Source organism: Thermotoga neapolitana DSM 4359, from assembly GCF_000018945.1.
Classification (GTDB): Bacteria; Thermotogota; Thermotogae; order Thermotogales; family Thermotogaceae; genus Thermotoga; species Thermotoga neapolitana.
The window spans coordinates 194,270-206,620 of the sequence record NC_011978.1; the positions used below are offsets into that span (position 1 = coordinate 194,270).

At 47.8% G+C, this 12,351-nt stretch carries 7 protein-coding genes; 6 read left to right on the plus strand and 1 reads right to left on the minus strand.

All coding sequences use genetic code 11. The features are described 5' to 3' along the window. The first annotated feature begins 11 nt into the window (after window positions 1–11). From CTN_RS01005 to CTN_RS01025, 6 genes are all read left to right on the plus strand, one after another. Window positions 12–674: a hypothetical protein gene (locus tag CTN_RS01005; protein WP_012645094.1), complete on the plus strand. Its 663-nt coding sequence runs from the start codon at window positions 12–14 to the stop codon at window positions 672–674. After that, complete coding sequence (locus CTN_RS01010) at window positions 616–1,464, plus strand: CheR family methyltransferase (protein WP_038066393.1); 849 nt, start codon at window positions 616–618, stop codon at window positions 1,462–1,464. The genes CTN_RS01005 and CTN_RS01010 overlap by 59 nt, the downstream gene beginning before the upstream one ends. Further along, entirely contained in the window at window positions 1,465–2,025 is a 561-nt protein-coding gene (gene lspA, locus CTN_RS10020) for a signal peptidase II (RefSeq protein ID WP_012645096.1), read from the plus strand. It begins immediately after the preceding gene. After that, entirely contained in the window at window positions 1,937–2,818 is an 882-nt protein-coding gene (locus CTN_RS01015; RefSeq protein WP_231555955.1) for an RluA family pseudouridine synthase, read from the plus strand. The genes lspA and CTN_RS01015 overlap by 89 nt, the downstream gene beginning before the upstream one ends. After that, entirely contained in the window at window positions 2,815–5,310 is a 2,496-nt protein-coding gene (locus CTN_RS01020; protein WP_012645098.1) for a helix-hairpin-helix domain-containing protein, read from the plus strand. The genes CTN_RS01015 and CTN_RS01020 overlap by 4 nt, the downstream gene beginning before the upstream one ends. Before the next feature lie 71 nt (window positions 5,311–5,381). Further along, entirely contained in the window at window positions 5,382–7,226 is a 1,845-nt protein-coding gene (locus CTN_RS01025; protein ID WP_041437400.1) for an ABC transporter substrate-binding protein, read from the plus strand. A 48-nt stretch (window positions 7,227–7,274) separates the two neighbouring features. Here CTN_RS01025 and rpoC read toward each other — a convergent pair whose 3' ends face one another. Beyond that, window positions 7,275–12,347 carry a DNA-directed RNA polymerase subunit beta' gene (gene rpoC / locus CTN_RS01030; protein WP_012645100.1) on the minus strand — a complete coding sequence of 1,691 codons (5,073 nt, stop codon included), beginning with the start codon at window positions 12,345–12,347 and terminating at the stop codon, window positions 7,275–7,277. Window positions 12,348–12,351: the final 4 nt, after the last annotated feature.

A 12,351-nucleotide genomic window follows, 5' to 3' on the forward strand; every position in this document is an offset into this window, starting at 1 on the left:
TCGAAATCGGAGTGGGCTACAGTGAAACGCCCACGGTGGGTTTTGTACTGTCACCAGAGTTAAAGACGGATTTCTTCGAAGGAATATTCCGGTTCGACTTTTTTGTCAGTCTCCAGGAAGGAGAGCCATCGCTTCTCCTTCCTGTTTTTGACAATCCCGTGTACTTTAAATTTGGTGTGGAAGATTTTTCTTTCGAGTACTATACCCCGGTGTTTTTGAGAGCGAGTTTCGTTCATTTCAAAAAGACATGGAACGCACAACTTGGGTTTGTGGGTGCAATGTGGAATGGAGAGGAAATCTTTGCCTACACAGAAACACCACTGGACTTTGCCGTATCAACCGGGGGTAACTACTACCTCGGAGTGAAGATGAACCTTTTCGATCTGAACGTGGAGCCGTTCATCGAAAATGGAAAACCGGGTGTCTGGATTGGCTCTGACAGTTTAAGCGTGGGTGTTTCGGACTGGATCGGTTTGATCTTCAGGCGCGGAAGAACGATCTTTCGTGCCATCTACAGTGAGGATCTGAAACTGGGATTTGCCTTCATCGGTGAAAGTGGCTGGATCTTCATCGATGAAAACCATGCGGAAGGTTGCTGGAAGGTGGGAAAGGTACATGTCGGAGGAAAGGTCGGAAAGGAAGATTGGACCATTCAGGTTACCATCGAATTTTGAGTGGAAGGAATTTCCTCAGAAAGAGTTCGAGTGGTTTGTAAAAGAGGTGGAAAGGAGGTTCGGGCTGAACCTCTCTTCTTACAAACCACAGAGGGTGAAGCGCCGAACAGAGCTTCTCCTGAGAAAGTACAATGTGGACTACAGAAAATATCTGGAAATGCTCGTTCAGAATAGAAAGTATCTGGACGAATTTCTTGACAAGATGACGATAAACGTGACGGAGTTTTTCAGAAATCCAGAGAAGTGGTGGGAACTCAGAGATGACGTGATTCCATTGATTTCTCAGAACACCCTGAGAATGAGATTCTGGAGCGCAGGATGTTCCTCCGGGGAAGAGCCTTACTCTCTTGCCATACTCGTTCACGAATTGAAACTTTCCCACAAAACCTGGATACTGGCAACGGATATAGACATCGGTGTTTTGAGAAAAGCCCAGGAGGGTATCTACGAAGAAAGGTCGCTTGTAAACACTCCACAGGAGTATGTGGAGAAATACTTCGAAAAACTTCCGGATGGAAGGTACAGAATCAAAGATTTTGTGAAGAAGACGGTGGAGTTCAGAAGACACGATCTTCTGAAAGATCCCTTTGAGAAGAACCTGGATCTCATAGTGTGTAGAAACGTGGTCATATACTTCGAACCAGAAGCAAAGAATGAACTCTACAGAAAATTCGCCGAGTCACTCAAAGTGGGTGGATTTCTGTTCGTTGGAAACACCGAAAGAATCTTCAACTACAAAGAGCTGGGATTTGAAATCTACAGGCCATTCATCTACAGAAAGGTGAAGTAGATGAGCTTTGTGATCGTTTTGACGCTTGTTCTCGATCAGCTCACAAAAAAGATAGCAAGCGCCGTTCATGGAACGTTCTACCTTGTTCCAGGTTTTTTGAAGTTTGTCAAAGCCACAAACAGAGGAATCGCTCTGGGGCTGTTCAGCAACCTTTCAGAGCAGGTTCTATGGATTGTCCTCTTTGTGGTGGTGGTTCTTTCTCTTTTTCCGTACATGTTCAGATTCAGCAGACTCGAAAGGGTCGCCATGGGATTCATTCTGGGAGGCGCCCTCGGAAATCTTCTCGATCGAATTAGATTCGGTTATGTCCTCGACTTTCTGAACCTGGTCTTTCTCCCGACGATCTTCAACCTCGCAGACGTGTTCATCATAGTGGGCGGTGGACTGATGATCCTCGGTGCCTTCAGAGGTGTGAGCGATGAGAAGTTGGAGAGTGGAGAAAAGGGAAGAAGGCTGGAGACTCGATCAGTTTCTGAAAGAGAAGACTCCATCGTGGATATCCAGGTCGATGATACAGAAGGCGATAAAGGAAGGAAAGGTGAAGGTCAACGGCCAGATTAAAAAGCCAAGTTACAAACTCAAAGAAGGAGAAATCGTGGAGGTGGAACTTCCAGAGGAGCCAAAAGAACCGACCGTCCAGCCTGAAAAGATAGATCTGAAGATACTGTACGAGGACAGGGACATCATCGTGATAGACAAACCCGGTGATATGATCGTACATCCTGTTCCTTCCAAACTCAGCGGAACACTTGTCAACGCAATCCTCTACCATTGTTCCGATCTTCAGGGAGTTGGAGGAAAACTGAGACCTGGGATTGTTCATCGACTCGACAAGGAAACATCGGGTGTTATCGTGGTTGCCAAAAACGACCTTGCCCACCAGAGCCTCTCCAGGCAATTCAAGGATCGCAAGGTGAAGAAAACTTACATCCTTCTTGCAAGAGGACGTATCAAAGAAGACGAGGGAACCGTGGAACTTCCACTCGCAAGGCATCCCGTTTTGAGAGTGAAGATGACCGTGAGTGAAAACGGAAAAGAAGCGATCACACACTACAGGGTTCTTAAAAGGTTCGACGACGTGGCCACTCTCGTTCTCGCCTTTCCTCAGACAGGAAGAACACACCAGATCAGAGTTCACATGAAGAGCCTAGGACATCCCATAATGGGTGATAAGATATACGGAAAGTACAAGGAAGACGAGATGTTCGGGATAAAAAGACAGATGCTTCATGCTCTGAAACTTGGATTCTTTCACCCCCGAACGGGTGAGTGGATGGAGTTTGTTTCACCGATCCCGGAAGATTTCAAAGAGGCCATCAGAAAGATAGCAGCGTACGTGAGGGAAAGAACATGATACCCTGGATCATATCGCCCTATTCGTTCGACGGCTCCGTGGTCAGATTCGAAAAACTGGTTTCCGTGCTGAAAAAAAGAGGCCTGAAATCTGCCCTTCTCGCCGACAGGAATTTCCATGCCGCTGTGAAATTCAACACCATCATGAGAGAGCACGGGTTGATACCCGTCCACGGTCTGTGGTGGAAGGACAGGGTCTTCATCGCACGAAACAGAAGAGAGTACGATCTTCTGGTGAGGTTCTACAACGGAGAAAAGGTCAATGTAGATGAACTTCCGAGTTTCAAAACGGAAGAATTGGTCCCTGTAAGATACCTCGAAGCCGAAGAGAAAGCGGCCAGCCTCTTCATGAGAAAGATCTTCGGTCTTGATGAAGATATCCGCGGTTTTCCAGAAAAGTGTGAAGATGTATCGGAGATCGTGAAGGCCGAACCCTACGACCTCAGGGTTGAACAGAAGTTCCCCGATCCTCCAGAAAACTGGTATAGAAATCTCAGAGAAAGAGCTTCGAGAATGGGAGAAAAATACCTGGAGCGTCTGGAAAGGGAACTCGAAACGATAGAGAAAAAGGGATTTTCTTCCTACATTTACCTGGTAGAGGAGATCGTAAAAACAGCAAGAAAACTCGGTATAAAAGTGGGCCCTGGAAGGGGAAGTGCTGTTGGTTCTCTGGTCGTTTTTCTCTGTGGGATAACGGAGATCGATCCCCTGAAGCACGACCTTCTGTTTGAGAGGTTCATAAACGAAGAGAGAATCGAACCTCCCGACATCGACGTGGACGTGGAGGACAGAAGAAGAAAGGAACTGCTCAAAGAGCTTTCGAAGAGATTTTACGTCTATCAGGTTTCCACCTTCGGAAACCTGGCTGAGAGGTCTCTGAAAAACCTCATCGGTTCAACTTCTCGGAGAATGTATGAGATTCTCTACGGCCTTCCACACCACCCAAGCGTTCACGCAGCAGGTGTTGTGATCTCTGAACGTCCTCTTCCGATCCCCTTCAGGCTGGAAGAAGAGATTCCCGTAACAGACTACGACATGTACGACCTGGACAGGATAGGAGTTGTGAAGATAGACATCCTGGGATTGAAAACCCTGTCTTTCGTGAAAGATTTCAATAGGAAGACCTTTGATTACTCGGACGAAAAAACGTACCACATCATATCGAAGGGAAAAACGCTGGGGGTTTTCCAGCTGGAAGGCCTTCAGGCAAGAAGACTCTGCAGGAAGATTTCCCCTGGCAACCTTGAAGAACTCTCCGTACTCCTCGCACTCAACAGACCAGGTCCCTTGAAATCCGGTATCGACAGCATGTACGTATCTTCAAAGAGCGTACCTGAGTCTTTGAAAAAACTATTCCCGGAAACACGAGGAGTTGTGATCTACCAGGAGCAGATCATGAACCTTGCCATGCTTGCAGGTCTTTCCGGCGCAGAAGCGGACGTTCTGAGAAGAGCGATCGCAAAGAAAGAAAAAGAGAAGATGGAACCTCTCCTGGAAAGATTGAAAGAAGGACTTGTTGAAAAGGGTGTGGAGGATGTGGATCTCATTCTGAAGATTCTGCTGAACTTTTCGTCATATGCCTTCAACAAATCCCACAGTGTTGCCTACGCACATCTTTCGTTTCAGACAGCCTATCTGAAGGTTCATTTCTTCGAAGAATTCTTCAAAAGGTATTTCGAGTACAACATTGGAGATTCAGAGAAGGTGTTTCTTGCAGTTCAGGAACTTCGAAGTGAAGGATACGAGGTGTTCCCTCCAAATGTGAACGTTTCCGGAAAATATCCTGTCTTCCGTGAAAACAAAGTTTACCTGCCCCTCACGGCTGTGAAAGGTGTGGGAGAATCGATGGTTGAAGAGATAGAGAAAAATCGTCCCATAGACAGTGTCCGAAGGCTTCAGGAGGTGAGAGGAATACCAAGAAACGTGCTGGAAAACATGATATCGGCTGGTGCCTTCGATGAACTGTACGAAAGCAGGGCTCAGGCATTCGAAGAGCTGAACAGGAAGGTGGACAGTGATATACTGAAGATTCGAGAACTGTTCGGTGAGAAGATAGAACAAAAATCAGGGGTGAAACCGGCTGATTTGTGTGAACTCGAAGAAAAGAGTCTGGGATTTCCTCTGACACCTCAAAAGGATGTTCCAACAGGACTCTTTGGTAACATAGCGGATGTTTTCACCTACGGTAGAGTCCTTCCGGTTCTGGTAAAGAAGATCTCAGAGAATGTGATAACAGATGGTGTTTCTGCCTGTCGTGTGAAGGAGAAGATTCCGGAAGGGCTGCACCTTGCTCTTCTTTCTCCTCTTCATCGTGTCCTGAGGGTGTGGCCATTCGATGAAAACACAAGGTTCGTCTACAGGGTGAACCATCCTGTAAAACTCGAAAAGGCTGGAAAATACGAGATCACAGAGATTCTGAAAAACGGTCAGTTGAAAAGATACGAAGGTTATCGACCTTCTGGTGATGAATATCGATACAGGATTTTGAGGTGAACACACTCTTTCAGTATGCTATAATTCAAATACAGTAAGGATAACCACATTTTAGGAAAGGGGGTTTGTGTATGCGAAGATTACTCGTGGTCCTTTTAGCGGTGGTTGCAGTTATGGCATGGGCTGCAGTGAAGAATCCCGACACCATTATTGACGTCACCATCGGAGAGCCTGACACTCTCGATCCACACTACGCGTACGACACAGCCAGCGGCGAGGTCATCTACAACGTCTACGAGAACCTGATCGCCTACAAAGGTGAAAGCCTCACCGAGTTTGAACCGCGCCTTGCGGAAAAGTGGGAGATACTGGACGATGGGAAGACCTACAAGTTCTACATCAGAAAAGGTGTGAAGTTCCATGAAGGTGGAGATCTCACACCCGAAGACGTGGAGTACAGCTTTGAAAGAGGTCTCATCTTCGATCCAACGGCCGGTCCTATGTGGATGCTCTGGGAAGCACTCTTTGGAGTTGACTCCCTTGAGACTTTCGTCGAGGAAAAGATCGGGAAGCCCTACAGTGAACTCTTCGACGAAAACGGGGAGCCACTTCCAGAGTACAGAGACGCCCTAGTAAAGATCTACACGGATTACATCGACCCCGCCATCGAAGTTGAAGGTGACGCCGTTGTGTTCCATCTTGTGAGGCCCTTTGCACCCTTCATGTACATACTCGCCCAGAGCGCCAGCTGGAGTGCCGTACTCGACAAAGAATGGTGTATAGAGATAGGATGCTGGGGTGGAAGAGCAGACGACTGGTGGAAGTACCACGATATCAGAAAAGAAGACTCACCACTCTATGCAAGGATGAACGGAACAGGACCCTTCAAATTCGTTGAATGGGACAGAACACAGCAGAAAGTCATCCTCGAAAGAAACGACAACTACTGGAGAGAACCCGCAAAGATCAAAAGAGTCATCATCTGGGGAATCGATGAGTGGAGCACGAGAAGAGAGATGCTCCTTCAGGGAGACGCCGATATCTGTGTCGTTCCAACACAGTATCTTGAACAGGTTGAAGGAAAACCCGGTATCACTGTGATAAAAGGCCTTCCTGAACTTGCCGTCACTTCCCTTCATTTCGCATGGAATGTGCCCGAAAATAGCAAATACATAGGCTCTGGAAAACTCGATGGAAACGGAATTCCACCCGATTTCTTCAGCGACGTGAACGTGAGAAAAGCCTTCATCTACGCCTTCGACTACGACACCTTCATAAACGAGGTTCTGAAAGGTCTTGGCAGAAGGATACCAACAGATCTTCCTGAGGGACTTCTTGGATTCAACGAAGAACTCCTCAACGATCCGAACGCTCCTCGCTTCGACATCGTGAAGGCAACGGAGTACTTCAAGAAGGCATGGAACGGTGAGGTCTGGAAGAAAGGGTTTAAGCTCACAATACTCTACAACACAGGTAACGAAGTGCGAAGAGTAGCCGCAGAAATGCTGAAATCCTACATAGAAACGATCAACCCGAAATTCAAAGTCGAGGTGAGAGGTGTTCAGTGGCCAACGTATCTCGACGCGACCAAGAGAGGAGAAGTTCCAGTCTTCATCATAGGATGGCTTGCAGACTATCCAGATCCTCACAACTTCATATTCACTTACTACCACAGTGCCGGTGTGTACTCCGGAAGACAGGGTGAAAACTTCAGAAAATTCGTCTCCACACCGCATCCTGATCTCGGTGGAAGAAGCCTCGACGAACTCATAGAAGAAGCCATCGCAAAGACAGATCCCGCTGAAAGACAGGCCCTCTATGAACAGATTCAGAGATTTGCCATGAAGTACGCCCTTGGTATGCCTCTCTATCAACCGCTCGGTGTGAGGGTTCAGAGAAGCTGGGTCAAGGGATGGTACCACAATCCGATGAGGCCAGGAGACGACTACTATGTGCTCTGGAAATCAGAAGAATAAATAAAAAGGGGCTCCGTTCGGAGCCCCTTCTTTTTTTCTTCACTTTTTTCATGCGAGTTTCTCTTCCGCTGCCGCTCTTGGTGTTTCCTCCACCTGAATACCCGCAAACACGTCCAGACCTGTTCCAGCGGGTATGAGTTGTCCGACGATCACGTTCTCTTTCAAACCGATGAGAGGATCCACCTTTCCTTCTATTGCCGCTGCAGTCAGAACCCAGGCGGTTTCTTCGAACGCTGCCGCACTGAGCCATCCCGGATAGTTCAGGGCAGCCTTCTTGAGTGAAAGGAGTCTTCTCTTGTATTTTATTGGCTCTTTTGGAAGGATCTGGTACGTTACCACTCTGTCTTTTTCGACGACGTCGATTTCCTTTATACCCGCCTCTATGAACTTCTTCAGAAGTTCTTCTGTTACCTCTTCACCTTTCTGTGCAAGTTCCACGAGTTCACCATCGTCCGTTTCGGTGATAACTCTTTTTGCGAGCATTTTTCCGATGACCCACTTTCTGTTCTCTTCAACTCTGGCGTTACCTTCCAGTATCTCTCTGTTCGTTCTCTTTATGTCTACAAGTGGTACCAGCTGATCCGGTAGATAATCGCTGTCACCTGGATCGATAACGAGGGCCATACTGAGCATCTGCCTGAAGATGATCTCGAAGTGTTTATCGTGTATGCTGACACCCTGCTGCACGTAGGCGTTCTTTATGATCTTCAAGAGGTTCATGGCCGTAAGGACACCCTTTTCCGACTCGAGTTCGAGCAGTTTCCACCACACGATGGCACCGGTTGTCAACGTGTCGCCCCTCAGAACCTTCTGACCTTTTTTGACCTTCACCTTCGCTCTCTTGGGTATCCTGTAAGCGTGGATTCCACCAGCGTAGTCTTCTATGTAGATAACTGTTCTTCCTGTTTCGTCGGTTGCGATGTCCTTTACGAATCCGTCCACTTCACACAGAACAGCCTCGGATCCATAGTACTTTCTGATCTCCTTCTTGCCACCGCTTTTTTCTTCTCTCAGGAAGGCGTAAGGCTCAAAGGTCTTTTCCACCGTCGTGAGACCACTCACTATGTCGCTGGCACCCATGACTCCTCCGACGTGGAACGTTCTCATGGTGAGCTGTGTTCCCGGCTCTCCTATGGACTGTGCCGCAACGATTCCCACCGCCTCACCGACGTTCACTATCTTGTGATTGGAAAGATCCATTCCGTAACATGCGGCACACACTCCGTACTCGGATTCACACGTGAGAGGAGATCTCACAATGATATCGGGCCTCACCAGAACCTTCTCAACACCGTTTTCTTCGAGAAGTTTTGCCACTACTTCGTTTATGACTTCCTGGTAGACGAGAAGTTCTCTTTCTCCTTTCTTGTCGTAAAGGGGCTGTTCGTTGGCGTAGACCGTTCCAACAACCGGATACATCTTCACCTTTATTCTGTACTTTCCTTCGTTCCTGGCGGCTTTCACCACATCCCAGGTGAGCTCGGTTCCCTCTTTGTACTCTCCAACAGGTTCTGCGATCTCCGCGTACATGTTCGGAAGTGAAAGTTCGGTTATGTCTATTTCATCATATTTCACAACGTCAACCATCTTCTTGTAAGAGGCAAGGAAGTTGGCATCGTCGTCTGTGAGCATCGTGTTTCTCGTGTATTCTTTTCCCGTTTCGGGGTTCTTCAGAACTTCCTTCGTCTCTGGATCGAGTACATCGCTTGCAAGCACTCTTCCGAAGAGGAATTCGTTCATCTTCTCTACAACCGTACCATCCTTTATCAGATCCATGGCTCTGATTCCTTCGTGTGTGCCACAATCGGGTTCTGTCACTGTGACGCTCTGTGCCACGTCCACCAGTCGCCTTGTCAGGTACCCGGCAAAGGAGGTGTTCATTGCAGTGTCGACCTGACCCTTTCTTGCACCGTAGGTGGATATGAAGAACTGGAGGATGTCAACTCCTTCCCTGAGGTTCTTGTCAACCGGGTAATCGAAGGTGAGTGCTTCGTGTATCGCCTGACCTTTGAAGATTTTCGATTTTATCTCCCTCGACCTTGGGTCGTACGCCTTGATCATCAATCCTCTGATACCTGCAAGCTGCTTCACCTGATCGATGTTACCTCTCGCACCGGAGTTCACCATCATGTAGATGGGGTTGAACGGATCTTCCGCGAGGGTCTTCGAAGTGAGTTCTGTGATTTCTTCTGTGACGTTCATCCAGAGCCTTATGATCTCGCTCTTTCTCTGTTCTTCCGTCAGGAAACCTCTTTCGTAGTTTTCCTCGATGATTCTTACTTTTTCCCAGGTCCTTTTCAGGATCTCGTCACGTTCTGGTGGTATCTTCAAATCCTTGAGTGAAAGCGTGAGGCCAGAGACGGTCGCATAGTGGAAGCCAAGGTCCTTTACATCGTCGAGAAGATCCGCCGCCCTGTCTATACCGTATCTCTTGAAGGTTTCATAAACGAGGGCGTTTATCTGTTTCTTGTCGAATATTCTGTTGTAGTCTCTCAAATCTTCTGGGAGAATACTGTTGAAGATAACCCTTCCAAGAGTTGTCTTTATTCTCTTTTCTTCTCCTTTTATGCTGACCTTTATGAGAATCGGTGTGTGGAGTTTTATGTATCCGAGGTGATACGCCAGCATTGCCTCTTCAGGTGAGGAAAATCTCCACCTGATATCTTCTTCCTTCAAAGAGTCGAAGTCTTTTCCGACCGTCGTGAGGTAGTAAGACCCGATGATGATATCCTGTGTCGGGAGAGAAATTGGTTTTCCGTGTGCCGGTGAGATTATGTTGTACCTTGAGAGCATGAGGAACCTTGCCTCAGCCTGTGCAGCGGCTGAAAGTGGTACATGAACGGCCATCTGGTCGCCGTCGAAGTCCGCGTTGAACGGTGGACAGACCACCGGATGAAGCTGTATGGCGTTTCCTTCCACCAGTTTTGGTTCGAACGCCTGTATGGACATTCTGTGAAGCGTGGGAGCCCTGTTGAGAAGAACCACGCTGCCCTTTATCACCTCTTCGAGAACTTCCCATGCCTCGGGCATTTCTTTCTCTATAATCGCCTTTTTGACCTTCCTCATCGTTTTGCTGGTGCTTCCTTCTCCCAGAAGCTTTGCCAGAACAAACGGCTTGAAGAGCTCCATCGCCATCTTCTTTGGTATACCACACTGATGGATCTTCAGGTGTGGACCAACAACGATGACCGCCCTTCCAGAATAATCCACCCTTTTTCCAAGAAGATTCCTTCTGAACCTTCCTTTCTTTCCTTTCAGAAGATCGGTGAGAGATTTCAGTGGTCTTCCATTTCTGTCTTTCAGAACCGCTCTTCTGCTTCTTTTACCCTCAGAATCGGATCCGTTGTGTATGAGGGCATCGACTGCCTCCTGAAGCATTCTCTTTTCGTTCCTCAGAATGATCTCAGGTGCACCGAGTTCCAGCAACTTCCTGAGCCTGTTGTTTCTGTTGATCAGCCTTCTGTAAAGTTCGTTGAGGTCAGTTGTGGCGAACCTTCCTCCTTCGATCTGGATCATGGGCCTGAGGTCTGGAGGAATCACAGGTACAACCTCAAGCACCATCCATTCGGGTTTGTTGCCCGATTTGATGAAGTCCTTTACCATCTTCAGTCTTCTTCTCAGTTTCATCGCCTTCGAACTGGAAGCGGGCAATTTCTTGAGTTCAGCCTCAAGTTCTGCTCTCAACTCTTCCAGATCCAGGTTCTGAAGCAGTTTCTTTATCGCCTGGGCACCGGCATCCGCCACTATTTTCTCTGGATAGATCTGAAGGTACGCTTCGTATTCGTTCTCGGTGATGATATCTCCCATCTTCAGACCCGTCTCTTTCGAGACCTCGGGATCTATATCCGTTATGACCACAATTGGCCTGTCGTTTTCCGTTCTCTCTTCTACATCAAACATGGTTGGATAGTGCGATTCAAATATCTTGTATTCTGTGGAGGAGAGGTATTCTTCCTCGAAAAGGAACCTGTCGGCCAGGTGATCTCCTTTCTTCACCTGGTCACCGTTGTTCACGTAAACAAGGGCTCCTTCGAAAACGGGGTACTTCCTTTCTTCTATCACCTGTTCGATGTACACGTTGCCAGACGAGAGAACTTCAAAATTTCCATCTTCCAGTGCCCTCACGTTGAGGTTGGAACCGAACTTCACTCTTCCAGATATACTCGCCTTGACCGCCGGGAGGGTGGTGGAAGTTGTGAGCTGATCACCCTTTTTCACCTTCTGACCGTTTGAGACGAGCACCCTTGCTCCGTACGGTACGGTGAACACAACGGGTTGATCCTTACTCGTTGTGAGGGGTTTTACCGTGATTGTGTTCGAAATCTCATCGATTTCCACGTGTCCATCGAATGGAGCATACAGGGGATCGACGTTCATCTCTCTGGTCAGATCCTGTCCCTTTTCCACTTCCTGTCCATCTTTCACCGTGATTATCATGCCTGGAAGGACCGTGTGTTCTGCTCTGTTCACATTTCTCACTATGATCCATGTGATTTCCCTTCCGGTGACGGTTTTTTCTGTTCTCAGAATTACCTCGCCGTCTATGTCTGAAAGAACAGGAGATCTGGGATTTTTCACAATGAACGCCTGCTCGACTTCAAAGTCCCACTTCTTTCTGTAGATCCTGTATTCGGTTTCATAGATGATATCACCCTGTGCAAAGGGTGTATCCTTCGGATCGGTGACGATGAACGCCCTCTCTATCACACGGCGGCTTCCATAGTAGATGATGTTCTCGAGGTCAGAGACGTTCATGTTCAGGAGAGTTCCAAGGACACTTGGGATGCTCTCCAGATACCAGATATGCACTGCGGGGGCTGCCAGTTCTATGTGACCCATTCTCTTTCTTCTGGCCTCTCTGGATTCAACTCTGACACCACACCTTTCACAGACGGTTCCTTCGTACTTCTTTCCCTTGTACTTTCCACAAGCACACTCGTAATCCTTCACAGGGCCGAAGATTCTCTCGCAGAAGAGTCCATCGCGCTCGGGCTTGAACGTTCTGTAGTTTATAGTTTCCGGCTTCTTCACCTCTCCACCGGACCAGCTTCTTATCACATCCGGGGAGGCTATCTTTATCTGTATTGCCTTTATTTTCCTCTTGAAAGAAGACATGGGCATCCTA

Coding starts and splice junctions, on each gene's coding strand:
- CTN_RS01010 (WP_038066393.1), top strand. CDS start 616: ATGTCGGAGGAAAGGTCGGAAAGGAAGATTGGACCATTCAGGTTACCA.
- lspA (WP_012645096.1), top strand. CDS start 1,465: ATGAGCTTTGTGATCGTTTTGACGCTTGTTCTCGATCAGCTCACAAAA.
- CTN_RS01020 (WP_012645098.1), top strand. CDS start 2,815: ATGATACCCTGGATCATATCGCCCTATTCGTTCGACGGCTCCGTGGTC.
- CTN_RS01025 (WP_041437400.1), top strand. CDS start 5,382: ATGCGAAGATTACTCGTGGTCCTTTTAGCGGTGGTTGCAGTTATGGCA.
- rpoC (WP_012645100.1), bottom strand. CDS start 12,347: ATGCCCATGTCTTCTTTCAAGAGGAAAATAAAGGCAATACAGATAAAG.